The organism is Polyangium mundeleinium, from assembly GCF_028369105.1.
GTDB lineage: Bacteria > Myxococcota_A > Polyangia > Polyangiales > Polyangiaceae > Polyangium > Polyangium mundeleinium.
In genome coordinates, this window is sequence record NZ_JAQNDO010000001.1 from 12,381,769 (window position 1) to 12,406,089 (window position 24,321).

General features: G+C 68.7%; 20 protein-coding genes. 13 read left to right on the forward strand and 7 right to left on the reverse strand.

Annotated features, from left to right (window positions below; all coding sequences use genetic code 11):
• The first annotated feature begins 109 nt into the window (after window positions 1-109).
• The 9 genes from POL67_RS49050 (at window position 110) to POL67_RS49090 (ending at window position 8,898) form a co-directional block, all read left to right on the forward strand.
• Complete coding sequence (locus POL67_RS49050; RefSeq protein WP_271929140.1) at window positions 110-1,240, forward strand: hypothetical protein; 1,131 nt, start codon at window positions 110-112, stop codon at window positions 1,238-1,240.
• Window positions 1,241-1,327: 87 nt separating this feature from the next.
• Window positions 1,328-2,191 carry an ankyrin repeat domain-containing protein gene (locus POL67_RS49055; protein WP_271929142.1) on the forward strand — a complete coding sequence of 288 codons (864 nt, stop codon included), beginning with the start codon at window positions 1,328-1,330 and terminating at the stop codon, window positions 2,189-2,191.
• A 319-nt stretch (window positions 2,192-2,510) separates the two neighbouring features.
• Window positions 2,511-3,335, forward strand: coding sequence for a hypothetical protein (locus POL67_RS49060; RefSeq protein WP_271929145.1), 825 nt, complete (start codon window positions 2,511-2,513; stop codon window positions 3,333-3,335).
• The gene (locus POL67_RS49065; protein WP_271929149.1) at window positions 3,283-4,083 is read left to right on the forward strand and encodes a hypothetical protein; all 801 of its coding nucleotides are present in this window, start codon (window positions 3,283-3,285) and stop codon (window positions 4,081-4,083) included. The genes POL67_RS49060 and POL67_RS49065 overlap by 53 nt, the downstream gene beginning before the upstream one ends.
• A gap of 68 nt (window positions 4,084-4,151) precedes the next feature.
• Complete coding sequence (locus POL67_RS49070) at window positions 4,152-4,829, forward strand: hypothetical protein (protein WP_271929151.1); 678 nt, start codon at window positions 4,152-4,154, stop codon at window positions 4,827-4,829.
• Between the two features lie 3 nt (window positions 4,830-4,832).
• Window positions 4,833-5,258, forward strand: coding sequence for a hypothetical protein (locus POL67_RS49075; RefSeq protein ID WP_271929153.1), 426 nt, complete (start codon window positions 4,833-4,835; stop codon window positions 5,256-5,258).
• Window positions 5,259-5,351: 93 nt separating this feature from the next.
• Window positions 5,352-7,436 (forward strand): glycine--tRNA ligase subunit beta, encoded by a 2,085-nt coding sequence (gene glyS, locus POL67_RS49080; protein ID WP_271929155.1) that lies wholly within the window; start codon window positions 5,352-5,354, stop codon window positions 7,434-7,436.
• A 52-nt stretch (window positions 7,437-7,488) separates the two neighbouring features.
• A complete protein-coding gene (gene rsgA, locus POL67_RS49085) occupies window positions 7,489-8,574 on the forward strand; it encodes a ribosome small subunit-dependent GTPase A (protein ID WP_271929158.1) in 1,086 nt (361 codons plus the stop codon).
• Between the two features lie 54 nt (window positions 8,575-8,628).
• Window positions 8,629-8,898 carry a hypothetical protein gene (locus POL67_RS49090; protein WP_271929160.1) on the forward strand — a complete coding sequence of 90 codons (270 nt, stop codon included), beginning with the start codon at window positions 8,629-8,631 and terminating at the stop codon, window positions 8,896-8,898.
• 7 nt (window positions 8,899-8,905) lie between these two features.
• On the opposite strand, the gene POL67_RS49095 is transcribed toward POL67_RS49090, so the two are convergent.
• From POL67_RS49095 to POL67_RS49105, 3 genes are read right to left on the reverse strand one after another with little or no spacing between them, the layout of a single operon-like run.
• Window positions 8,906-9,790 carry an alpha/beta fold hydrolase gene (locus tag POL67_RS49095; protein WP_271929162.1) on the reverse strand — a complete coding sequence of 295 codons (885 nt, stop codon included), beginning with the start codon at window positions 9,788-9,790 and terminating at the stop codon, window positions 8,906-8,908.
• Window positions 9,787-10,647, reverse strand: coding sequence for a 16S rRNA (cytidine(1402)-2'-O)-methyltransferase (gene rsmI, locus POL67_RS49100; protein ID WP_271929165.1), 861 nt, complete (start codon window positions 10,645-10,647; stop codon window positions 9,787-9,789). Before rsmI ends, POL67_RS49095 begins: the two co-directional genes overlap by 4 nt.
• A 3-nt stretch (window positions 10,648-10,650) precedes the next feature.
• Window positions 10,651-11,817 carry an RNA polymerase factor sigma-32 gene (locus tag POL67_RS49105; protein WP_271929167.1) on the reverse strand — a complete coding sequence of 389 codons (1,167 nt, stop codon included), beginning with the start codon at window positions 11,815-11,817 and terminating at the stop codon, window positions 10,651-10,653.
• Between the two features lie 97 nt (window positions 11,818-11,914).
• Between POL67_RS49105 and POL67_RS54025 the strand changes: the two genes are divergently transcribed.
• From POL67_RS54025 to POL67_RS49125, 4 genes are all read left to right on the forward strand, one after another.
• Window positions 11,915-12,601, forward strand: a complete 687-nt coding sequence (locus POL67_RS54025) for a hypothetical protein (RefSeq protein WP_271929170.1) — start codon at window positions 11,915-11,917, stop codon at window positions 12,599-12,601.
• The gene (gene mutL / locus POL67_RS49115) at window positions 12,598-14,628 is read left to right on the forward strand and encodes a DNA mismatch repair endonuclease MutL (RefSeq protein WP_271929173.1); all 2,031 of its coding nucleotides are present in this window, start codon (window positions 12,598-12,600) and stop codon (window positions 14,626-14,628) included. The genes POL67_RS54025 and mutL overlap by 4 nt, the downstream gene beginning before the upstream one ends.
• A 134-nt stretch (window positions 14,629-14,762) precedes the next feature.
• On the forward strand, window positions 14,763-15,389 hold the full coding sequence (locus POL67_RS49120; protein WP_271929175.1) for an RNA polymerase sigma factor: 627 nt from the start codon (window positions 14,763-14,765) through the stop codon (window positions 15,387-15,389).
• Window positions 15,386-16,384, forward strand: coding sequence for an energy transducer TonB (locus POL67_RS49125; protein ID WP_271929177.1), 999 nt, complete (start codon window positions 15,386-15,388; stop codon window positions 16,382-16,384). Before POL67_RS49120 ends, POL67_RS49125 begins: the two co-directional genes overlap by 4 nt.
• Window positions 16,385-16,457: 73 nt before the next feature.
• Here the strand turns inward: POL67_RS49125 and POL67_RS49130 are convergent, their stop codons facing one another.
• From POL67_RS49130 to POL67_RS49145, 4 genes are all read right to left on the reverse strand, one after another.
• The gene (locus POL67_RS49130) at window positions 16,458-17,315 is read right to left on the reverse strand and encodes a CvfB family protein (protein WP_271929179.1); all 858 of its coding nucleotides are present in this window, start codon (window positions 17,313-17,315) and stop codon (window positions 16,458-16,460) included.
• A 21-nt stretch (window positions 17,316-17,336) separates the two neighbouring features.
• Window positions 17,337-18,377, reverse strand: coding sequence for a hypothetical protein (locus POL67_RS49135; protein ID WP_271929183.1), 1,041 nt, complete (start codon window positions 18,375-18,377; stop codon window positions 17,337-17,339).
• Between the two features lie 64 nt (window positions 18,378-18,441).
• Window positions 18,442-19,443, reverse strand: a complete 1,002-nt coding sequence (locus POL67_RS49140; RefSeq protein ID WP_271929185.1) for an NAD-dependent epimerase/dehydratase family protein — start codon at window positions 19,441-19,443, stop codon at window positions 18,442-18,444.
• Window positions 19,440-24,233, reverse strand: coding sequence for an AMP-binding protein (locus tag POL67_RS49145; protein ID WP_271929187.1), 4,794 nt, complete (start codon window positions 24,231-24,233; stop codon window positions 19,440-19,442). The genes POL67_RS49140 and POL67_RS49145 overlap by 4 nt, the downstream gene beginning before the upstream one ends.
• Window positions 24,234-24,321: the final 88 nt, after the last annotated feature.

Below are 24,321 nucleotides of genomic sequence, written 5' to 3' on the forward strand. Positions count from 1 at the left end.
CCGACAGAGCGCGACGCAGGAGCTGCCCGCGCGCCTGGTTCCGTCTTCGAGAACCGGCGTTGAAGCTCGCGCGTCGCGCAGCGTGCGCAAAGAAGAGCAAGGAGTCTCCATGAACGGTGTTCGAATGGTCGCCGCTTGCCTCACGGCCTTCCTCCTCGCCGGCTGCGGAGCCGATGGCGGCGAGAAAGAACAAACGCAGGAGGAGGACCTCGCCGAATTCGAGGCGATGCGCGAGGAGCTCGAAGGGAGACGTGACGTCTTCATCGAGACGCCGGCGCAGGACTTCCTCGCCACCGGCAATACCCTCTACTGGGTCGAGGTGAACGGCGCAAACCCCCGCCTCCGCAGCTTCGACGACAGCAAGAAGCAGCGCACCGATTACACCTTCAAGCCCTACCTCACGGGCGTCTCGAGCCCGAACCCGGTGGACAACATCAATTTCGCGGCGTCGAGCACCATGGTCGCCTCGATGAACGAGCTCGACGGCGCGAACACCTACGCCGCCGGTTCCCCCGAAATGCCGCGCGGAAAGCTCGTGCTGCCCGCGCCGGCCTTCGGCCAGAAATGGTGGGCCTATTCGGTGACGGGCGACGATCTCTACGTCACGGTGATCAACAACGACTCCGGCAAGTTCGTCCTTCAAAAGTGGACCCCCGGTCAAGCGAATCCGACGGACGTGCTCGTACTCGACGACCTCATCGCGCCCAACGTCATGGGTGAATTCACCAATTTCGCCGTCAACGGCACGACGCTCATGTTCAGCGAAGGGGGCCGCCTCTGGCTCGCGGAGCTCAACGATGCGAAGGCGAAATGGGTGCAGAACGACAAGCGCGTCGGCGGCGCGGATTTTTATTCCGGCGGGGCCGTCTACTCGCAGGATCGCGAGTTCTTCCGCTACGACAAAGCCACGGATACGCGCGAGAACATCACGGGCAAGATCAAGGCCAGCTACACGATGAACAAGACGTTCGCCGAGGCGCATCACCCGGGCCACGACATGACGTGGTGCAAATTCAAGGACAAGATCGTCTACGAAGGCAACTTCGGGCTCTTCGCCTACGACATCGAAAATGAGACCACGACGCCGCTCTTGCTCGACGCGCGTGACAACAGCGTCGTCTACAAGTACCCCGTGGCGGTCGGCACCGGGACGCTTTTCGTCAAAGGCCTGGAGAGCCAGAGCGGAGCGACCGGCGCGGACGGCCCGATGTTCTCGCTCGCGGCCGCGAATCTCCTCTGAGGAATGCTCCTCGGCGGCGCATTTCTGCGTTCCTCGTTCGCACAAATGCATTGTTGACCCCCGGAGCCACGGGTGGTTCGATGACGCATGACGATCACGCCCGCCGGCTCCGCCCAGGCCCTCGCCGCCGCCCTTCGTCATGATGATCCGAGCGCCCTCGGCGCGCTCCTCGACAACCTCCCCGCGGACGGCCCGGCGCTCGTGCCGATGGTGGTGTTGGCGAAAGCCCACCGGTCGCTCGACCTGCTCCTCGCGCGGGGCTTTTCGCCGAATGAAACCCGCGTCGATCGTTTGGCGGGGCTCCACCTCGTGGACGACGCGAAGATGGTCCGGACGCTCGTGGCCGCGGGCGGAGACGTGAACCTCGCGTCACCGAGCGGCACGCCGCTCCACCTCGCCGCGGCGAATGCGGGGCCGCCCGTCCTCAAAGCGCTGCTCGACGCCGGGGCCGACCCCAACGCCACCCACGAAGGCCCCGTGACGAACTTCACCCCGCTCGAAATCGCCTGCGAGCTCGGCCGCACCCTGGCCGTGAAGGCGCTGCTCGCCCGGCCGCCCGCGCCCGCCACCTGCTTTTTCCTGACGGCCGGATTCGTCACGCGAAAAGGGAAAAAGCCCCTCGCCGTCCTCGATCTGCTCCTCTCCGCATTCGGCGCCGACCTGGAGCCGGTCGTCGGCTACGATTTCCTGCTGCACATCGCCTCGAAGGCGGGGAGCCTCGAAGGGGTCGAGCTTTTGATCAAACATGGCGCGGCGGTCGATCGCCCGGATCGTGAGGGGCGGACGGCGGCGTTCCTCGCAATTCATGCGGCATTCGGTGGACTCGCCCCGCGGCCCGAGCACGTCGAGGTCTTCCGGCGCCTCGCAGCCGCGGGCGCGAACCTCGACCAGCGCTGCGGCCAAGTAACCCCGCGCGAGCTCGCTCGGCAGCACCGCGTCGCGCTTTCGTGAGGGGCCGTCCCTCCCCCGTCGTGCGCACGTCGGCATCAAATGCCCTTCCAGCACGCCCCCGCACGCCGCGGACGACACGAAGCACCGTCGGTGCACGCCCCTGCACGACGCGGACGACACGAACGCCCCTCGGTGCACGTCCCTGCACGACGCGGACGACACGAAACGCCCCTCGGTACACGTCCCTGCACGACGCGGACGACACGAACGCCCCTCGGTGCACGTCCCTGCACGACGCGGAAGCTTCCAGAGACCCTCTGCGCCGTCCTCAACGTGCGGAGCCTTGCATCAAGAACGCGAGCAAGCTTACTCTGCACGGATGGACGACCCTCGTGAGGACACCCCCACGGACCCGTACCGCACGCGCGGCGCGTTCGCCCTCTCCGCCTTCCGGCGCGAGCGGGCGAACGGTTGGCGGTTTGCGTGGGCAATGCTCCTGGCTACATGCATGGCTGTGTGCATGGTGCCGATGGGGTGCGGGTCGAGCGAGGAACATGCGGTCGCGCCCGAGCGGACGCAGGGTTCGCTCCCTGCGTTTACGGTCCGTGCGCTGCAAGCGTGCGCGGAAGAGGGGACGGGGCGGCTTCGGCGCCAGGCGTACGAGATCGGCTTCAAGGTCGAGCTCACGGACGACCGGGTGCAGGCGGTGGCGCCCAAGGGCCCGCGGCTCGATGACGCCGGGCTCGAGCAGTGCATGATGAATGCGCTGCGAACGATGACGGACGCGGGGTTCTCGACGGACAGGACCGTGCTCATCTCCTACGGCGGCCATCTGCCCGCACGAGGCGTGCTGGCGAACGTCACGGTTCTACCCGAGATCGTCAAGCTGGCCGAGGTGGTCGTCGCGGGCCCCGGGGGGGTGACGATCGTCGTGGTCGTGGTCGTCGTGGTCATCGCGGCCGTCGTGTTGTCGGAGGACAAACCGAAGGAGGAGGTGGTCGAGGCGATCAAGAGGTGGCCGAAGCGCATCAATGACAAGTGCGATCCCCCTTTCCACGAGTGTCTCGATAATCAACACCAACCAAATACCAACCGCGACTTCGGGAGCGGCAAGGATTGCCTTTCATGTCTTTTTGAATGCAGAAAGGACAATGGAAAATGGCCCGACTATAAATGTCCACGGCCAGGCTATCGCCCGAACTGAATCGGATGCAGGAGGAAGTGACGTGCCGTCCGCCAACGAACCCCATCAGCTTTGCTGGTTTTGCAAAAAAAGACCTGCGACCCACACGCACACGCAGACGAATTTCAGCGAACGGGTATGCGCGACCTGCCTCGACCGGCTGCAGTTGCAACATGACTTCGAGCACGCGTGGCTTCATTTCCTGGAGCTATTGAACGAGGAGCGATACGATGAAGTGCTCGCGGGTGTCGATGCCTTTCTGGAGGCAAACCGCCACCGCGATCACGACCAATGGTTGGCACGAAGTGTCGCGATGAGCCGCGAGACGGTTCTGTTCGAGGCGGGCCGTTACGCGGAGGCCGACGAGGCGTGTGATGCCTGGGGGCGGTTCCCCTTTGATAACGTCACGGATCGATGGTCCCACGGGAGCTCCAAAGCACGAATCGCGCTTGCGCTCGGGAGGCCGCAGGAAGCCCTGACGATTTTCGAGGAGGCGTTCAGCCATCAGGATCCGCGGTATGCCTCGGCCATTCCCTATTACCTGCATTGGCTGGTCGATTGTTCTGACGCTGTCGGCCAGCCGGTCGACGAGAAATGGCGGCGCGTCGCGGAGGCGGGAGCGGAGGACTTTGCCGTCGAGATGCCCGTCCGGGGCTCGCTCGGCGAGAGCATGCTCGCGCTCGCGGAGATGACCCGAGAGATGCCTTCGAAGAGGCAGAGGGAGTGGAAAGCAAACCACGGCGGCGGAGCCGGCGAAGACAAGCCGTGAACCACACCGTGCTGGCTTCGACGTGCGGAGCCTTGCACAAACGAAGCGAGCCAGCGTACTCTGCAGGGATGGACAACCCTCGTGAGGACACCCCCACCGACCAGTACCGCACGCGCGGCGCATTCACCCTCTCCGCCGTCCGCGCGGACGCCGAGACGCAAGGGATGGAGGCCGGCTTCGCGGCCGTCCACGCCGAGCTGAAAACCAAACATCGCGAGCAAGAGGACCTGGAGGAGCAGGTCCAGGTGCACGAGGCCGTGATCTCCGGCTGCGACCGCGTCGTCGATCGGCTCGTCCGCTCCTTCGACCTGCGCCTCTTCGACCTCTGCAACAAGAACCGGGACGACCCGCGTTATCGGCGTTATTTCCCCGAAGGTCTCCGCTCCGTGACGGAGGCCGACGCGCGGGAGGTCGAGCCCAAGAGGGTCCGCGCCATCCTCAAGGCCCTCGACGAGGACAAGGACAAGCCCGGCTTCAAGCCTCTGCACGACGAATACTTCGCCCGGCTCCTCGACGCCGTGGGGGCCGTCGAGGCCGCCGATGCCGCGTGCACGAAGGTGGAGGAGGAGCTCGCGTTCCTGAAGGAAAAGACGATCGCGGACGTGAAGCGCCGCTGGGTGGAGGAGCGAATCAAGCTGCACGCGGATTTGACGAAGAAGTTTCCGAACGATGCGGCGCGGGTGGAGTCGTACTTCAGCCGATTCGCGAAGCCGCGAAAGAAGAAGAGCGCCACGAGCGAGGGGTGATCCATGAAAACGATTGCAACTTCAATCCTGGCCCTGTGTCTCGTCGCCTGCGGTCCGGATTGGAATGGCACCTTCGTCGGGGATCTCTCGCAGAGCGGCGATTGCTCCGATGGTTCGTCCGTCCCCGAAACGGAAGAGTCCCTCGAGCTGACGTTGTACGACAATGGCGACACCGTGGCGTGGGACGCGGCGTGCGGCGCCACGGTCATCGCCGACGTGGAGGGGGATGTCGCGCAGGTGCGTCAAACCAGTTGCCCCGCCGAGACGGTCGACGGGACGACGCGAAGCCTGACCATCGAAAGCGGGACCCTCACGCTGACCGACACGTCGCTGCGCGTGGAGCTCGCGTTGACGGCGACGCTCTCGGGCGCCTTGACGGGGACCTGCGAGCTGAACGCCGAGGGCAGGCTCGCGCGTCTGGCGGAGTAACCGGCACGCGCCTGGGACGTACCCACCCGCGCCCAAACGTCCCCCACGCTTCCCCTGCCCCAAGCCGCCCGTTTGCGCTACGTTGCGCGCCCCATGTCCCAGACCCGCGACCTCCTGCTCGAAATCGGCTGCGAGGAGCTGCCCGCTTCGTTCGTCGACGCCGCGCTCCGCGCGCTCCCCGATCTCCTGAAGAAACGCCTCTCGGATCTGCGCCTCGTGCACGGCGCGATCCGCGCGCTCGGTACGCCGCGCAGGCTCGCCGTGCTCGTCTCCGGCATCGCCGAGCGCCAGCCGGATCTCGAAGAAGAGGTCACGGGTCCGCCCGTCAAAGCCGCGTTCAAGGACGGCGTGCCCACGAAGGCGGCCGAGGCGTTCGCGTCGAAGATCGGCGGCGCCGTGGCCGATCTGCGCCGCGTCGAGACGCCCAAAGGCGAGTACCTCGTCGGCACGCGGCGCGAAGCCGGCAAGGTCGCCTCCGCGCTCCTGCCCGAGGCCCTCGCGCAGATCGCGACGTCGATCCCCTTCCGCAAATCGATGCGCTGGGGCGCGGGGGATTTCGCGTTCGGCAGGCCGATCCACTGGATCATCGCGCTCTTCGGCGAGGACGTGCTCGACGTCGAGGTCGCCGGCGTGAAGAGCGGGCGCATCACCTACGGCCACCGCTTCCTCGCGCCGGGCGTGATCACGATCGGCTCGGCCGGCGTGTACGTGGACGCGCTCCGCAAGGCGCACGTGCTCGTCGATCCCGAGGAGCGCGCGCGTGTGATGCGCGAGCGCCTGCTCGAAGCGGCGAAGTCCGCGGGCGGCACGCTCATCGAGGACGACTTCCTCATCGAGGAGAACCTCTCGCTCGTCGAGGAGCCGCACGTGATCGTGGGCGGCTACGGCGACGAGTTCCTGGAGCTGCCCGAGCGCGTGATCCTCGCGGTCGCCAAGGGCCACCAGCGGTACTTCGGCCTGCGGGGGCAAGACGGCAAGCTCCTGCCGAAATACCTCTCGGTCGTGAACACCGCCGAGAACCCCGGAAACATCCGGCGCGGCAACGACAGCGTGATGCGGGCGCGGCTCTCGGACGCGCGCTTCTTCTACCGCGAAGACGTCAAGGTGCCCCTCGCCGAGCGGCGTACGAAGCTCGCCGGCATCGTCTTCCAGAAGCGGCTCGGCACGATGCTCGGCAAGGCCGAGCGCGTCGAGCGGCTCGCGCGCGAGCTCGGCCTTTTGCTCCAGCTCCCCGAGCCCACGATCATGGCCGCGGCGAGCGGCGCGCACATCGCGAAGTGTGACCTCGTCTCGCTCATGGTCGGCGAGTTCCCCGAGCTCGAAGGCGAGATGGGTCGCTCCTACGCGCTCGCGCAAGGCACGAGCCCCGCGGTCGCTGACGTGATCCGCGAGCATTACCAGCCGAAGGGCGCGCAGGAAGCGACGCCGCCGTCGGACGCGGGCGCGCTCGTGTCGATCGCGGATCGGCTCGACACCATCGTCGGTTGCTTCGCCATCGGCCTTACGCCGACGGGCGCGGCCGATCCGTACGGCCTGCGGCGCGCGTGCCTCGGCATCCTGCGCACCGTGCTCGATCGTGGGCTCGACCTGCGCCTCTCGGACGCGTTCCGCGCGGCGTACGACGGGTACGGCGGCGTCTCGCTCGACCTCGGGCCCGGCGAGCTCGGCGACAAACTCGGCGACTTCTTCACCGAGCGCCTGCGCGGCCTGCTCGAAGCGAAGCTGCCGAGCGACGCGGTCGCGGCGGCGTTGCCCGTCGCTTCCGATCGTCCGCTCGACGCGCGGGCGCGGGCGACGGCGCTCGCGGGCCTCGACGCGGACACGCGCGCGCGGGTCGGCGAGGTCTTCAAGCGCGCCACGAACATCGCGAGCGGCGCGCCGGCCGGCACGCCGACCCCGCCGCGGGCCGAGGATCACGCGAGCGAAAAGGCCGTCCACGACGGCTACCACGTGCTCGCGGCCAAGCTCGTCGATCTGCGCCGCGTGGGCGACTATGCGGGCGCGCTGCGCGAGGTCGCAAGCTTCGCGCCGCTGCTTCACCGCTACTTCCTCGACGTGTACGTCATGACGGACGACATCCCCGTCCGCGAGAATCGCTTGCGCCTCATGCGGGCCATCAGCGAGACGTGCGCGACGATCGCGCGGCTGGAGCTGCTCGGCGAACGCAAAGAAGCCTGACGGAAGGCCGTCCTTTCCTCTGCTAAGGTCTCGGGGAAGCGACACCTCCCGCATGAACCCCGACCTCGTCCGACTCGGATTCACCCCCCCATTCGCCGGCCATTTCGCCGCGCACACCGCCGAGCATGCGGCCACGCGGCTGCCTGCCCGCGTCGTCACCGAGCACCGGGGCGCCTATCGCGTGCACGACGGAACGAGCGAGCGCTGGGCCGTCATCACGGGCCGGCTGCGCCACGAAGCCGAGAGCCCGCTCGACATGCCGGCCGTCGGCGACTGGGTCGTCCTCGACGAGACGCCGGACACCGAAGGACGCGCCGTCATCCAGGCGATCTTGCCGCGCCGCACCGCCTTCGTTCGCCGCGCGGCGGGCCTCGACAAGAAGCCGCAGGTCGTCGCGGCGAACGTCGATCACGTCTTCCTCGTGAGCTCGCTCAACCGCGACTTCAGCCCGCGAAGGCTCGAGCGATACCTCGCGCTCGCCCGCGAGAGCGGCGCCGACCCCGTCATCCTCCTCAGCAAAGCCGACCTCGTCGATCCCGGCCCTGCGATCGAAGCGGCCTCGGCGATTGCGCGCGGCGTGCCCATTCATGCGTCGAGCTCGCTGACGGGCGAGGGCATCGAGATCGTGCGCGGCTACTTGCGCGACAACACGACCGGCGTCCTGCTCGGCTCCTCCGGGGTCGGCAAATCCACGCTGATCAATCGCCTGCTCGGCGAGGATCGCCTCGCCACTTCGCCGGTCCGCGACGACGACGACAAGGGCCGCCACACGACCGTGCGGCGCGAGCTCGTGGTGCTCCCGACGGGCGGCATCGTGATCGACACGCCGGGCATGCGCGAGATCGGCCTGTGGGACACGGGGTCGGGGCTCGACGAGGCCTTCGACGACGTCGCGGACCTCGCGGCCCATTGCCGGTTCTCCGATTGCCGCCATGAAAAAGAGCCTGGATGCGCCGTCCAGAAGGCCGTCGCGGAGGGCGCGCTCTCCGCCGAGCGGCTCGCGAGTTATAAGACTCTTCAAAAAGAGGGCGACAGGATCGAAATGGCCTCGGACCCGCGGGCGCGCTCCGAGGAGATTCGTAAAAACCGCGTGCAGGCGCGCGCATTGCGAGCGCACCTCCAGAAAAAGCGCGGCTGACCCGCATTCGCTGCCCCTTGCGCTCGCCCCACGATCGAGGCGACCATACCGCCCATGCACGTTGCCTTCGTGGTGCACATGGTGAAGGGCGCAGACGCCGACACGCTCATCTCGGAAGAGACCAAGCGCGATACGCAGGCTGTCGTGATGTCGCTCGACGACGCCGGCAAGATGGGCTTCTCCACGTCCGGGATCACGGCGAAGCCCGGCCAGGAGGTGAACATCATCATCGTCGCCAAGCGCGACGCGCCCTGGGTCCGCCGTCAGGTCGAAGCCCACGATCACGTCGCAGGCTTCCACGAGGTCGACGTCAACCTCGCCTGAACCGCTCCTACGCAAAGAACGACGCAAGCAGCTCGGTGACACGCGCCGCGCCTTCGATGTGCGGCGTGTGCCCGAGCCCCGGCAACATCACGAGCCGCGCGCGGGGCATCGCGGCCGCGGCGCCGATCGCGATCGGCGCGGGCAGGAACGGATCACGCTCGCCCCACACGAGGAGCGTCTCAGTGTCGATCCGTTGAAGCTCCGACGATCGCTCGTACGCGGGGCCGACGATCGGCAAGAGCGCGTCGAACGCCCGCACCGGCGGCGCCTTGCCGCCGAGCACGGAGAAGAGCTCGACTTCGAGGCGCGCGAGGCGCTCGCTCCACGCATCTCCATGCCCGTCGCGCGGCAAGCCGAGGGCGCCGAACGTCCGCGCGATCCGCTCCGGCCCCAGCCGAAAGAACGCGCGCGACCGCAGGCTCGCCCAGGGGCCGAGCCCCATCGAAGCGACGAGCGCGAGCTTCGGCGGCCGCACATGCCCACCGAGTACGAGCTCCAGCGCGACGAGCCCGCCCAGCGAGTGCCCGACGATCGAAGCCTCCGCGAGGCCGAGCTCGCGCACGAGCGCGGCGATGGGTTCGACGAAAAAACGCACCGCCGCGTAGCGATCCTCGCCGCGGAACGGCAGCGACGACGAGTGACCAAACCCGGGCAGATCGACGGCAATCACGCGATGCGAGCGCGCGACCTCCACGAGCACCGGCGCCCAGATCGTCCCCGCATACCCCCGCCCGTGCAGGAACAACACCGGCGCGCCCTGCCCGCCTTCGAGCGTCCGTAACGTCACCGGCGGCAGCGCCCTTCGCTTGACCTCAAACGAATCGCCGAGCGACACGAGGATCGCTGACTCGACCGGGCCCGGCCGCGACACCACCGCGTGGATGTCCGTCACCGCTCGTCCCGCTTCCGCGCGAGCACGCGTGTGTAGAGCTCGCGCCGTGGACGACCCGACACGAGCGCGAGCTCGTCGGCGATGTCCTTCGGCCGCCGCCCGCGCGCGAGGTGCTCGTCGATGAGCCGATCGAGCTCCTCCTCGCCGACGAGCGGGCCCTTCGGCGCCTCGCCTGGCCCGATCACGATCGTCACCTCGCCGAGCGTCTCGCGCTCCGCGGCGATACGCGCGAGCTCGGGGAGCGGGCCACGCAGGATCTCCTCGTGCACCTTCGTCAGCTCGCGCGCGACCGCGCCGGACCGGTTCGGCAGGCTCGTCGCGAGGTCCGCAAGCGTCTCGGCCGTGCGCTCCGGCGACTCGAAGAGCACCACCGACTCGGGCGTCGCGCGCACGAGCTCGAGCGCGTCGCGCCGCTCGGGTCCCTTGCGCGGCAAAAAGCCGAGGAACCGGAACGCGCCCGTGCACAGGCCCGACGCCGAGAGCGCCGCCATCACCGCGCTCGGGCCCGGGATCGGCACGACACGCACGCCGGCCTCGGCCGCCGCGCACACGAGGTCCGTGCCCGGATCACTCACGACGGGCGTGCCCGCATCCGTCACGAGCGCGACGTCTTCCCCCGCCAGCAGTCGCTCGACCACGCGCGCCACGTCGTGCGCCGAGGCATGCGCGTCGAGCCTGTCGATCGGCTTGCCCGTGATCCCGAGGTGCGTGAGCAACCCGCGCGTCCTGCGCGTGTCCTCGGCGGCGACGCGGGCCGCATTCCGCAGCGTCTCCGCCGCACGTGGCGACAGATCACCGAGGTGGCCGATCGGCGTGGCCACCACGTAAAGCACCCCTCGCTCGGGCGCGCCGCTCACGGCTTAGCTCGCGCCGCCGACGGCGTCGCCGAGCTCCTCGCGCAGGTACTCGCGTAGCTTCGTGGTCAGCCGTGCTTCGAGCTGCCGCACGCGCTCGCGCGAGATGCCGAACTCGTCGCCGAGCTCCTGGAGCGTGAGCGGATCCTCGGCGGCCATGCGTTTGTCGAAGATGATGACGTCCTTGCCCTTCAGCGTCTCGCGGAACTTCGCGAGCCGCTCGCGCACGATCTCGTCCATCTCCTGCGACTCGAACGCGGCGTCCGGGCCGGTCGTGTACGAGGGCATGAGATCGATCCGCGAGACCGAGCGACCTTCGCTGTCACCGACGGGCGCATCGAGCGAAGCCTCGCCGCTCGACAGGCGCCGATCCATGTCGACGACCTCGCTCTCGTCCACGGAGAGCCGCCGCGCGATCTCGCTCGCCGTGGGCTCGATGCCCATCGCCGAGAGCCGCGCCTTCTCCTTGTTCAGGTTGAAGAAGAGCTTGCGCTGGGCCTGCGTCGTCCCGAGCTTCACGAGCCGCCAGTTGTTCAGGATGAACCGGAGGATGTACGCGCGGATCCACCACGCCGCGTACGAGGAGAGCTTCACGCCGCGATAGGGATCGTAGCGTTTCACGGCCTGCATCAGGCCGATGTTGCCCTCCTGGATGAGGTCCATGATGTTCTTGTAGGCGCGGCGATACTCGTACGCGAGCTTCACCACGAGCCGGAGGTTCGCCGTCACGAGGCGCGCGGCCGTCTTCACGTCCTGCGTCTCGGCGTAGTGCCGCGTGAGCTTCTGCTCCTCCTCGGGCGTGAGCAGCGGATGGCGCTGCACCTCGCGCAGATAGGCCTGCAGCGGATCGGTGCGCGAGAGCGCGGCGTCGCTCTTCTGCGAGCCCTTGCGCTCCGCGACGGGAAGCTTGTCGAACGAACCCGCATCCGCGTCGTCGTCGACGATCTCGAAGTCGGCCTCGACCACCTCGCCGTCCGCGCCCTCGGGCTCGGCCGCGCGGTCTTCGTCGTCTCCCGCGCCCTCGGCGGCCTCGGCCGGCTCGGCGCTCGTCGCGGAGGCATGGCGATCGGCACTCGCCGCGGCGGATGCGTCGCTCCGCTTGCCTCGCTTGGTCGCCCCGCCCGCCGAGGCTTTCGTCGTCTTTTTACCCGGCTCGGTCTTCTTGGTGGCCACCGCGGTACCTCTTGCGGGCATTTTCTTAGTACACGTGGGTGGCGGCGCGCCACCAGTGGTTCGCCGCCCCGCAGGAACGTGCTAGAGCCCCCCCTGCGTGAGCACTTCCGCGCCGCCTCCGCCCCCGTCCGCGCGCAAGCGCACGCTTCGGCCCTGGTACCTCGTTGCGGCGATGATCCTCGCATGGCTCATCGGCGTGCAGGGCCTCTCCGAGGCGTTCGCGACGCTCGTGTACCTGCGCGAGGGCAACTTGCCCGACGTCGCGACCTTGACGTCGTCCCTGAAGGACGCCGCCGAGCCGATCGAATCGCTCATGGCGCTGCAGGAAGCCGCCCGTTTGCGGACGCTCGGCGAGATGAGCCACCTCGCCTTCCCGCTCTCCGCGGGCCGCTTCCTGCTCTCCGTGCTCCTCGTCATCGCGAGCGGCATGGCCATGAGCGGCAGGCCCGGGGCGCGCATGCTCGCCATCCAGGCGCTGCTCGCGAACGCCGCGCTCGCGACCGTGACGTTCTGGCTCCTCCGGGACGCGCGGTACGCGTGGGTCGACTCCGTCGTGCGCGTCGTTGACGTCTTGCCGGCGCTCCCCGCGACGGCGCCTGCGGATCAACGCGAGGCGTGGCCGCTTCTTCTCGACCGGCGCCTCTGGCTCTGGCTGCCACGCGCGCGGCTGATCTTGTTCGACGTGGGCGCGCTCGTCCTCGCGACGATCACGCTCACGAGCCCGCGCACGAAGGCGTTTTTCGAAGCGGTCGCGGCGGCCCAAGAGCAGACCGAGGACTCGTGACGCGGCCGCCCGGGCGTGTCCACGTTCTTCCGGACGACCTCGCCAACCAGATCGCCGCCGGCGAGGTCGTCGAGCGCCCCGCGAGCGTGGTGAAGGAGCTCGTCGAGAACGCGCTCGACGCTCGCGCGCGCAGGATCCGCGTCGACATCGAGGGCGGCGGCGTCACGCTCGTGCGCGTCACCGACGACGGCAGCGGCATGGACCGCAAGGACGCCACGCTCGCCGTCCTCCGCCACGCCACGAGCAAGATCGGATCGATCGACGACCTGCGCCGCATCCAGAGCTTCGGCTTCCGCGGCGAGGCGCTTCCCTCGATCGCCAGCGTCAGCCGCTTCTCGCTGCGCACGCGCAAGCCCGAGGACGACGAGGGCACGCTCGTCCGGATCGAGGGCGGGAGCCCCGCCGACGTCGGCCCGTGTGGCGTCGCGGCGGGCACGAGCATCGAGGTGCGCGACCTCTTCTTCAACGTCCCGGCGCGGCGCAAGTTCCTGCGCGCCGTGAGCACGGAGAGCGCGCACGTCACCGAGGTCGTCGAGGCTGCGGCGCTCTGCCGGCCCGACGTCACGCTCGTCCTCGCGCGGGACGGACGTGTCGCGCGCGAGTGGCTGCGCACGCAGAGCCGCGAAGAGCGCGCGCTCGACGTCTTCGACGACGAGCCCCTCGCCGCGTGCCGAGGCGAGCGCGGCCCGCTCGCGGTCGAAGCCTTCCTCTCGCGGCCCGAGCGAGCGCGCGCGGGCGCGACGCGGCTCCTGTTTTTCGTGAATGGCCGTCCCGTCAAGGACCGCACGCTCGCGCGCATGGTCGCCAATGCCTATGGCAGCGTGCTCGAACCGGGCCGTTATCCGGTCGGCGTCGTCCACGTCGACCTGCCGCCCGAGCTCGTCGACGTGAACGTGCACCCGCAGAAGGCGGAAGTCCGATTCGCCGACGGCCGCGCGATCCAGGACGCGCTCTACAAGATCATCGCCGCGCCTTTGGCCCGCGCCTTTGGTTTGCCCGCGCCCGGCGCCTCGCCGTGGGCGCATTACCACAAGAATCGCGCCGAAGAGCGCAGCCTCCCGCCCGAGCCCGCCACGCCCCCGCCGCCGGCGACGGCATTTTTGCCAGGTCTCTTCGGCAAGGGCCCCGCATCTGCCCCTGCCGATTCCTCCGGCCCTGCTCCCTTCGGCCAGCGAAAACCAAAGCCGGTGGACGAGGCCAGGCCGCCGCACACGACCTGGAATGGCTCGGGGGAGCTGCCGCCGCTGGATCCTCGGAATGACCCTTCAGGACAAACCATTCCTTCCGCGCCCGAGCCGGACCCGTGGGGGCTCGCCGCGGATATACCTCCGCCGCTTCCGCCTCTGCCGGTTCCGACCCCGACGCCGCCGCCGATCGCCGCCCCTCCCCGCCCGATGCCGTATCCGACGGCCGACGAGCGCACGCAGACGGCCGAGCGACCGGGCGCGTTCGGCTCGCTCTCGTTCGTCGCGCAGGTCCGCCGCACGTTCCTCGTTTGCGAGGGGCAAGACGGTCTCTTCGTGCTCGACCAGCACGCGGCGGCCGAGCGCGTCACCTTCGAACGCCTGCGCCGCTCTTACGAAACACGCGCCGTCGCCTCGCAACGGCTGCTGATCCCCGAAATGGTCACGGTCACGGCCGAAGAGGCGGCGATCATCGAGGAAGCGCAGGACGCGATCAGCCGCACGGGCCTCGACGTCTCGCTGCGGGGCGTGCGCGACGCGGCGATCACGGCCGTCCCGCAGATCCTCGCCGCTCGCGCCACGCCCGCCGTCCTCTTGCGCGACCTGCTCTCGGAGCTCTCGCGCGTCGGTGAGCGCGCGTTCTCCGGCGCGGTCGACCTCGCCCTCGCCACGATGGCCTGCCACGGCTCGATCCGGGCCGGCGACGCCGTCTCCAAGGAAGAAGCCGAGGCGCTCTTCCGCGCGCTCGACGAGGTCGATTTCGCCGGCCATTGCCCGCACGGCCGGCCCGTCGTGATGCGGATCCGGTGGGCCGAGCTCGAGCAGAAGGTCGGGCGGCGCTGAACGTCCCCCTCGGCAGAAGGGGCCGCGGACACGCGCGAACGAAGATCCAAGCACTTCCGCGCATTTAGCGCCTGCACGCATTTTTTCTGTTGTCCCCGACCGGTGGCCGTCGCCCATGGAGGGGAGGGCAACCGATGACACACGTGTTCGCTGCAGGACGGGTCCACGGGTGGGAGGCGGTGGACGACGCGCCTCGGAAGCTCGGCCCGGACGAACGCGCCCAGGAGGCGCTTTCGTGCGGGGATCGCCGCGGCGCGCTCGTCATCCTCATGCAGGACTATGGCGCCGCCATTCACCGGTATTGCCACAAGGTGCTCCGGAGCCGCCCCCTCGCGGACGACGTGCACCAGCTCGTCTTCATCCAGGCTTTCGAGGACCTCGGCACGTTCTCCGGCTCGAACGGATTCCGGCCGTGGCTGTATGCCATCGCGAACCATCGATGCCTCGACGCCTTGAAGGCGAACCGCAGGTGGTTCTCGCGCTTCGTCTTCGGCGAGGAGCCGCCCGAAGAAATGGACGCGGCGCCGTCGGCCGAGACCCAGGTGGCCGCGCGCGACCTGCCCGAGGCCCTCGAAGCGTGCCTCGGCAAGCTCAAGCCACACGTGCGAATCGCCGTCGTGCTCCGGTATCAGGAGGGGTTTTCGTACGAGGAGATGTCGCGCATCTGCCGCGAGAGACCCGCCACGCTCCAGGCGCGTGTCGCGCGCGCCATGCCCTTGCTCCGTCAATGCCTCGAAAACAAAGGGGTCGATCCCCGATGAACACCATGGCCATGTGCGACCGCTTCGAGCGTGATGGAATCCTCCAGATCGAGCGGGGACAGCCCCTCGACCCGCATTTCGCCGATTGTGTCGCCTGCGCGACCGCGCAGCGCAAATACGAGCGTATCCTCGCGGCGCTGCCCCACGCCGAGCCCGAGGTGCAGCCGCCGATCGGGTGGCAGGCGCGCGTGCTCCGCGTGAGCGATACGAATGCGCAGCCTGCCCCGCAAAAGGCGCCCGCGTCGCGCCCCCTCGCGCCGGAGATCGCCTTTTCCTTTGGCGTCGCCGCGCTGCTCCTTGCAGGTGGCCTTGGGGTGGGCAGCCGCGACGTGGCCGTGGACGTGACGGGCGAGCCTGTCGTCGAGCCGAGGGTCACGGTCCTCGAAAACGAGCCGGACACCGTTTTGCCCACGCCCGAGCCCCGCGCGCTCGCCGTGCCGACCGGGGACGGTAGCGAAAACGCGGAACCCCCGCGCGCCCCGAGGCCCGTCGCGCCCGCGCCTCCCAGGCCGCCGTCGCGGCAGGAAGAGCCTGCCCCGCCGCCGGCGCCCGAGACGCACGCCGAGCCCGAAACGCACAAGGAAGCAAAAGCGCCCGCTCCGGAGCCCGCGACGAACGTCGAGCCGGTCCAGGCGCCGAGCCGTGCGCGCAGCTATGCCCCGAAGATCGTTCGTCCTGCCAAGCTCTACGGGTTCGATTTGAAATACCCGCGCATGGCTGCGTATGAACGTGTCCAGGGTGAGGTCAGCGTCCAGTGCACGATTCGCGCGGACGGCAGGAACACGAATTGCAGAATCTTGCGGGGCCTGCCTTTCCTGGACGAGCCGATCCTCCAGGCCTTGAGCGCGAGCCGGTCCGATCCGATCACGGTCGACGGAAGGCCCGTCGACAACAGTGATCACATCTGGCGTATCTCGATCACGCTGCGCGAAGGAAACGACCAACCGGCGACGGCCCGCGGCGTGCCCCTGGTGCGCTGGAAGAACGGGTTTTGACGCCCGCAGGACCGTGCGACCAAGCTCGCCGACATCTGCGCCGTGGCCCCGTCGCTCGGACGCTGCCGCGCCGCTAGCGCCGGTTTGGCACGAGGAACCCTTGCGCGTCGATCGAGACGGCGCGCTCCTTCAAGAGGTGCCCCACGGCCCGCTTGAAGGCCTTCTTGCTGAGCTGAAAAAGCGACCGGATCTGCTCCGGGCTCGACCGATCGCCGACGCGCGGCGCGCCCGGACGCCCGAGCACCACGAGCACGCGCGCCGCGTCATTCTCGATTTCCTCGTGCGCGTGTCCCCGCAACGAGAGCTCGAGCTTCCCGTCGGGCAGGATGTTCGCCACGCGGAACCGCGCCGCCTCCCCGCGGGAAAGCCCGTGCGGCTCGTACGCCGGGACGAGCCCGACGACCCGCCGCTCCAGAATGACGAACAGGCCGATGTCGGGGTCGTTCCGCCACGCCTCTCCCTCGATCCATGCGTCGAGATCGTAATCGCCCTGATCGCGTAAGAGCTCGCTCACACGCATCGTCCCGGCGAGCCGACCCCGATCGTCGAGAAACAGCCCAATCGGATGCCGCTCGCCCACGCGCACGTCACGCGTCTGCTCGCCGTACGGCACGAGCAGCTCTTTCACCAGGCCCCAATCGAAAAACGCCCCGTACCGATTGACGTCCGTCACCTGCAGGAAGGCGACCTCGTCGAGCGTCACCTTGGGCGTGCGTAACGTCGCAATGGGCCGGCCGTCCGAATCGAGATACACGAAGACGTGAAGCTCGTCCCCTTCCTTCGTGCCCTCGGGGACCTCGCTCCGCGGCAGGAGCAAGACCGGTGCATTCGGGCGCAGGTCCGTCGAATCGACGGCGAGAAACACGCCCGGCGGCCCCAGGCGCCGCACGGGCAGGGTCACGAATCGGCCGAGGAGATCATCGTAGGGCATGCGGTTTGTCGCGAACGGCCTTTACTTGGCCGGCTTCGCCTCCTTCGGGAGCGGCGCCACGGTGCCGAGGTCCCACTCCTCTTTGAACGGCGACGCGTTGTCCTTGAAGGTCAGCACATACCCGAGGCCGCCGTCGAACACCTGTTTGACCGTGCACGCCCCGAAGCGCACAACGTCCTCGGTGAGGCAAGGCGCGCCCACCGCGAGGGGTTTCGAGACATCGATGGGCGTCAGGTTCGACGTCTTGACCTTGTGCACGCTCCGCCCCTCGCGCGCCCCGTATCCGTTGCCGAACTGCGTCTCGACCGTGACCCAGGCGTCCTCGCCGCTCACCGCGAGGATCTGCGCGGCGTACGACGTATCGGTGTCCGGGCCGCCCTCGAAGCGCACCATCGCGTAACTCCCCATGCCGAGCGGCGCCTCGAACGCGAGCACCTCCTCCAGCGGGAGCTTCTCCTTGCGCAGCTTCTTCATGAACCGGAGCGCGCACGTCGCCGATTTCGCGTCCACGGCCTCGATGCGCCCGACCCAGTGGCTTTGCCCGAAATTGCAAATCGCGATCGCGCCCTTCTTGAGCCCCTTCGGCGGCGCCGCGGGCCGCGCGAGCGCCGCAGGCACCGCATACTTGTTCCCCCGCTCCTCGTAGACGACCTCGTTCGCGTCGGCCTTCGCGACGGTGACGAGCTTGATCCGGACCGCGCCGAACGACTCCTTCGTCTCCCCGAGGCGGCCCAGGTTGGGCGCGACGACCCACGCCTTCGGCGTCGTGATGGCCGCGGCCGTCTTCGGCCCATCCCAGAGCGCCCAGCGGCGAATCCCATCGGGGCCATCCGCGTCGTGGACGAGCCCCTTGGGCTTCTCGGGCTCGGCCGCGGGTTTGGCCTCGGGCGCCGCGGTCGGGGTCGCCGTCGGAGCGGCCGAGGGAGCGTCGCTCGGCGTGGTCGAGGTGGCCTTCGCCGGGTCCGCCGGGGGCGGGTTTTCCGCGGTGGAGCCGCCGCAGGCGGCGACCGTGAGGACGAGGCTTGCGAGAATCGTGGGAGAAACGAGCTTGCCGTAGGACATGTCGCCCGCGGACCCTAGTCGAGGGGGGCGCGCATCGCAATGGGCCCGAGGGGCCGTCCTCGACCTAGTCTTTTGGCCAGACGACCCCGCGCTCGCGCAGGTCCTTCACGGTGTCGGAGAGCGTCTCGATCGCGTCGCGCGGCGAGAAGCCGAGCTCCCGCGTCGCCTTCTTCGCGTCGAGGTACCAGTAATGCTGGCTCATCTCCGCGCTCACCCGGTCGAGCGGGCTCTCGGTGTTCATCCGCTTGGCGATCCGCTCCATGATCTCGGCGCCCGCCTGCGCCAAAAGCAGGCTCTTCGGCGCCTTCACGCTCGGGCCCTTCACGCCCGTCACGCGCTCGAGCATCCCGAAGAACACCTCGAACGTCAGGTTTTTCGCGCCAAGCAGGTATTTTTCGCCCGCCCGGCCCTTCTCCATCGCCGCCACCATCATCGCCGCGGCGTCCCGCGCGTCCACGAACGAAAGGCCGCCGCTCGGGATCATCGGCACGCGCTTCTCCATGAACTTCACGACGTCGCCGGTCGACGAGCCGAGCACGTCCCCGGGGCCGAGCAGGAGCGAGGGATTGACCGACACGACCTCGAACCCGGGCCCGCTGCGGTCGAGCCCCGCGCGCTCGGCATAAAGCTTCGACCGGTAATACGGCCAGCGCGCGATCACGTCCTGCGGCGCGAGCGCCGTCTCGTCGATGACCTTGGCCTCGCGGCTCACGGCAATCGTACCGCTCGTGCTCGCCAGGACGACACGCCGCACGCCCGCGGCCCGCGCCGCGTCGAGCGTGATCTTCGTGCCCTCGACGTGCACCCGGAAGAGCGCCTCCGCGTCCTCCGGCCGCCGCGAGACCCGGCCCGCGCAATGGAAGAGCCCTTCGCAGCCCTCGGCTGCGCGCTTGACGCTCTCGGCGTCGAGCACGTCGCCGCGCGCCACGGAAAAACCCTCTTTTCCGGCGAAGCCCGCGGACTCCTTGCGGCAAAGCGCCACCACCTGGTGACCGCCCGAGAGCAGCACCGAGACGAGGTGACGTCCGAGAAACCCCGTAGCACCCGTGACGAGATAGCGGCTCATACGAGATCGAATACCTTCTGGAAGGTCAAGAGCAGCGAGATGTCGTTCGATTTCACGGCGCCCGACATGAACTCCATCGGGCTCGGCGTGTAGCCCTCACGCACGATCTTGAGGAAGATCTCCGGCGACGTCTTGAGCACGCAATCAGCCGCGGCGCCCTCGGGCTTGCCCATCTTCGCCTCGCACTTGTTCGGCTCGACGCGCAGCGTCCACTTGGCCTCGTTCTCGTTGCCGAGCGTGAAGTAATACGTGACCGGTGCGGTCACGCGGTTCGGGACGAACTTCGTCTCGAGGTCGCGGAACAAGAGCACGAGCGGGTGCTCCTGCTTCGGCGCCGCCTCCTCGATCCGGTCGAACTGCCGGATGTCGAGCACCTTGCCCTCCTTGAGGAGGACCACCGCCTGCCGCGTCAGCTCCGCGACCTTGCGACACGCCACGGTCGTCTTCATCCCGGCCGTGAGGCGCTTCAGCTCCCGCGCTTCGAGCGGCGGGCCGATGCGCGCCACGAGAGCGCGCTTCTTCGGGAAATTCGCGCCCTTGGGCAGCGCCTCGTAGGTGCCGCCCAGCCAAAGCGGGAGGATGTCCACCTCGTGATGAAGCGCGAGGTGGCCGATCGCCGCGCCAAACTCGTGAATCTGGCCGTCGGTGCTCCGCGTACCCTCCGGGAAGATCAGGATCGTGTTGCCCTGATCGAGCAGGTCGCCCGCCTGGCGGAGCGCCTGGCGGAGGCCGCCCTTGCGATCGAAGGGTGCGAGGTTCGTCAAGTTCTCGAAATACGCACGGCGCCATTTCCCCGACTCGAAGAAATAGTCCTGCGCCGCGAGCGAGACGAGCTCGTCGCCGTACGCGCCGAGGGCGTACTTGACGAACCCCATGTCGAGGTGGCTCGCGTGGTTCGAGGCGACGATCGTGTTCCGGTTGTGCGGGATGTAGGCCCTTCCGTAGACCTTGGGGTGCATCACCCGGTCGTAGAAGTTCATCTGGGCCTTCCCGAGGAGCTGCTTGGCCATGTCGGCGAGCGGCTTCGGGAACTTGATCGGCTCGTCCTCGCCGTCGTCGACCTCCGCGAGATCGACCTCGTGCGCCGCCTCGCCGCCGATCTCGACGACGAGCGCTTCCACGTCGCCCACGGTGTCGCAACGCGAGAGCCGGTCGGTGTCGATCGCCCGGCCCGTCTGCGCTTCGAGCGCCGCCGCGAGCTCCATCGCCATGAGCGAGTCGAACCGGAGATCCCCCCGGAGGTTCATCCCCGGCGTGAGATCGGCCGATTTCTTGTTGGCGATCGTGGCGATCGCGTGGCGCGCCGACGCGCTCGTCGCCTGCCCCGCGCCCTCGCCCGCAGGCATGGCCGACGCGCTCGCGAGCTTCGCGAGCACGCTCTTCACCTCGCTGCGCTTGACCTTGCGGGTCGCGGTGCGCGGCAGGTCGTGATCCCACAGGTGCACGACCGACGGCTGCGCGACCTTCGGCAACTTCTGGAACGCCTCGCGCAGCGCCTTCATCGCGCGCTCGTGGCGCTCGGCGCGCGAGGGCCGCTTCTCGCCTTCCGCGGGCTCGCCCTCGTCCCGCTCGGGCACGGCGAGGCACGCGACGCGCTCGCCGCCCTGCCCGTCGTCGATGCCCACGATCGCGATCTCGCGGACGTGCGGGGTGCCGCCGAGGAGGTTCTCGACGTCGTCCGGATACACGTTCTCGCCGCTCGCCGTGACGATGACGTCCTTCTTGCGGCCGACGATGACGAGGCGGCCCTTCTTGTCGAGCTTGCCGAGATCACCCGTGTGCAGCCACCCGGCTTCATCGATCGCGGCGCTCGTCGCTTCCTCGTTGCCCGCGTAGCCGAGCATCACGTTCGGGCCTCGCGCGAGCACCTCGCCGACGCCGCCCGCGTCGGGTTTGTCGATCTTGATCTCGACGTTCGGGATCGGCTTGCCGACCGTGCCCGGCCGCAGGCTCGGCGAGGCCTTGGCCACGGTGAGCACGGGCGCCGCCTCGGTCAAACCGTAGCCTTCGCTGAGCGGCAAACCGAGACCCCGGAAGACGTTTGCCGTGTCCTTGGGCAACGCCGCGCCGCCCGAGATCAGGAAACGTACGTTGCCGCCGAGCGCCTTGTGCACCGTGCCGAAGAAGAGGCGGCCGAGGTTCAAGCCGGCCTTCTCGCCGAGCAAGCGGTTCAGCTCCAGGGCCCAGTCGAAGGCTGCCGCGGCCGCGGGCCCCTGCTCCTTCACGCGCGCGGTCACGCGGCGCTCGAGCATCTGCCAAAGGGCGGGCACGCCGACCATCGCGGTGATGCGCCCTTCCTTGAGGCCCTTCGAGACACGCTCGCCGCTGAGCTCGCCGATGTAGATGATGCGCGTGCCGCGCGAGATCGGCAGGAGCAAGCCACACGTGAACTCGAACGTGTGGTGCAGCGGCAACACGCTCAGGATGCGGTCGTGCTGGGCGAGCGGGAAGATCGGCGCGAGCGCGGCGATCAGCGCCGTGAAGTTGTCGTGCGAGAGCATGACGCCCTTCGGGTCGCCCGTCGTGCCGCTCGTGTAGATGATGCTCGCGATGTGCTCGCCCTTGATCGTGACCTCGGGCGCGGGGAGCTGTTCGTGCGCATCGGGGTCCGCGAAGCTCGGGAGATCGTAGACGCGGAGCTCGGGGAACGAGGCGCGCGCGCCCTTGCCGCCCTTGCCCTCGACGAACGAATCCCAGAGTGCGATGCGCGCCCCTGACGAACGGAGGATGTTCGCGAGCTGGCGCTCTTCCAGCGCGGGATCCACGGGCACCGCGACCGCGCCGGCGCGCAGGATGCCGAAGTACGCGACGGGCCACGCGGGCTGGTTCTCGCCCGCGAGGAGCACACGATCCCCCGGCCGAACCCCGACCGCCGCGAGGCGCGCGGCCGTGGCGAGCATGCCGTCCCGGAGCTCGCGGAACGTGGTGCGCGTGAGGCCCTCGTCCGTGAGGAGCTGCAGCGCGACGGCGTGGTCGTGCCGCTCGGCCATCTCCTCGATGAGGTCGATGAGCTGGTCGTATTTGCGCAGCGCCTTGAGCTGTTTGTTCTGCTTCTCGTCGATGAGCGGGAAGACCCACTTTTCGAGGCCCGGAATGTGGATCTCCCACATGAACCAGCGCCAATCGAGCTTCTCGGGCTCCCAGTAGAACTTCGCGCGCTCATCCTCGGGCATGCGCGCCATCGCCGCGCGCGTGTTCGCGCAGGAGAACACCCAGTCCGCCTCCGCGACGAACGGGAGGAAGATGTCCATCACGCCGGCCATCTTCTCCTCGGCCTTCGCCGCGCTGAGGAGCATGTCCGACGCAGGCTTGAGCAGCGGCCGCACCGGCCCGCCCGCGAGCTTGCCGAGCACGCCGCCGAGCGTATTCATCGCCTTCGCGATCTGGTGCGAGCCGTGCTGCTCGTATTGCTTCTTCGTGAGGCCGACGGGCTCGAAGTACGCCTTGACCCAGTCGAAGAGCGCGCTCCGCTTGCCCTCGTACGCGAGCTTGCGCTTGTAGAGGCCCATGAGCTCGTAGTACCGCGTCATGCGGCAGCCGTTCGTGTCCGTCGTGCCGTACTGGTACACGGCCGGCGCCTTGCCTTCGAGCAGCTCGCAGAGCGAGGCGATCATGCCGCTCGTGACCATGTCGCAGGGGATGATGTCGAGGTGGACCCGGTGGTCGCCGGGGATCTGCACCTGGCCCTGCATGGCCATGTAGATGAACGGCGCGCTCGTGTTGATGCCCTCGTTCCAGCCAGGGAACGGATAGACGCACGAGGACTCGATGACGGCCGGACGCACGATCGTGTACGGCACGCCGCTCGCCGCGAGGACCTGCTCGCCGATGCTCTTCGTGTACGTGTAGATGTTCGTCCAGCCCCAGAAATGCGCGCGCTCGGTGCCGGCGTCGGTGAGCTGGTTCTCGATGAAGCGGCGCTTCACCTTGGCGAGCTCGGCGTCGAGCGCCGTGCCGCGGCAAGGCTCGCCGCGGGCCTGGAGGTTCTCCTTGGCCTCGTCGAGGAACGCGCTCTGCCGGAACGCGTCCTCGCAGCGGTGGCGCGCCTGTTTGATGAGGTCGAGGCACTCGTCGATCTCGCGCTGCGGATCCCAGTGCGAGCGATCGAGCGTGCGCTCGGCGATCCCCGCGCCGAACCAGGTCTCGCCCTCGGCGCGCGGGAAGGGCACCTCGCGCGGGTCGACCTCCTCGATGAGGCCGGAGCGGTAGCCCGCGACGTAACACGTGCTCGTGTGAAGGATGGGCGCCCCGAGGCGGCGGGCGAGCGAGACGAGGTTCGTCACGCCGAACGCGTTGACCTCCAGCGCCTCGTCGAGCGGCGGGTTGAAGTCGACGACGCCCGCGACGTTGACGACGGCGTCGATCGTGCCGTCGATGCGCGCGAGCAGGTCCTTGTCGAGCCCGCACTCGTGGTGGACGATGTCGCCCGCGATCGCCGTGATCTTCTGGGCCACCCAGGCCTCGAACTCGGCGCCCGGGTGCGCTTCGCGGATCGGGTCGAACGAGGCGGAGGTGGCGATCTGCGACCAGAACCGCTCCTCGGCGGTCTGGCCCGCCTTGGGCCGGACGAGCAGGTAGAGATGGCCGATCTCGGGGAACCGATGCAGCAGCATCGAGACCCATACCTTGCCGAGGAAGCCCGTCCCGCCGACGACCACCAGCCGCTTGCCGGAGAGAACGCGCGAAGGGAGCAGCGGGGTGCTCTGTGCAGCTCCGTTCACCGCTTGGGGGCTACGCCCGACGGTGCCGGGCTGCGCCCCCAAACCCCCAGTCGTCTCCGTCTCGCTCATGGAATTCGCCTCGTTTCCCCCCCGTGAGAGGGAGAGGATTTCGGGTCCCGCGCCGATCAAGTCAAGCTCGACGTGGCGCGAAGATCGA

Coding starts and splice junctions, on each gene's coding strand:
- POL67_RS49090 (WP_271929160.1), top strand. CDS start 8,629: ATGCACGTTGCCTTCGTGGTGCACATGGTGAAGGGCGCAGACGCCGAC.
- POL67_RS49145 (WP_271929187.1), bottom strand. CDS start 24,233: ATGAGCGAGACGGAGACGACTGGGGGTTTGGGGGCGCAGCCCGGCACC.
- glyS (WP_271929155.1), top strand. CDS start 5,352: ATGTCCCAGACCCGCGACCTCCTGCTCGAAATCGGCTGCGAGGAGCTG.
- POL67_RS49125 (WP_271929177.1), top strand. CDS start 15,386: ATGAACACCATGGCCATGTGCGACCGCTTCGAGCGTGATGGAATCCTC.
- POL67_RS49060 (WP_271929145.1), top strand. CDS start 2,511: ATGGACGACCCTCGTGAGGACACCCCCACGGACCCGTACCGCACGCGC.
- rsgA (WP_271929158.1), top strand. CDS start 7,489: ATGAACCCCGACCTCGTCCGACTCGGATTCACCCCCCCATTCGCCGGC.
- POL67_RS49120 (WP_271929175.1), top strand. CDS start 14,763: ATGACACACGTGTTCGCTGCAGGACGGGTCCACGGGTGGGAGGCGGTG.
- POL67_RS49075 (WP_271929153.1), top strand. CDS start 4,833: ATGAAAACGATTGCAACTTCAATCCTGGCCCTGTGTCTCGTCGCCTGC.
- POL67_RS49135 (WP_271929183.1), bottom strand. CDS start 18,377: ATGTCCTACGGCAAGCTCGTTTCTCCCACGATTCTCGCAAGCCTCGTC.
- POL67_RS49055 (WP_271929142.1), top strand. CDS start 1,328: ATGACGATCACGCCCGCCGGCTCCGCCCAGGCCCTCGCCGCCGCCCTT.
- POL67_RS49050 (WP_271929140.1), top strand. CDS start 110: ATGAACGGTGTTCGAATGGTCGCCGCTTGCCTCACGGCCTTCCTCCTC.
- POL67_RS49130 (WP_271929179.1), bottom strand. CDS start 17,315: ATGCCCTACGATGATCTCCTCGGCCGATTCGTGACCCTGCCCGTGCGG.
- POL67_RS49070 (WP_271929151.1), top strand. CDS start 4,152: ATGGACAACCCTCGTGAGGACACCCCCACCGACCAGTACCGCACGCGC.
- POL67_RS49065 (WP_271929149.1), top strand. CDS start 3,283: ATGGAAAATGGCCCGACTATAAATGTCCACGGCCAGGCTATCGCCCGA.
- POL67_RS49140 (WP_271929185.1), bottom strand. CDS start 19,443: ATGAGCCGCTATCTCGTCACGGGTGCTACGGGGTTTCTCGGACGTCAC.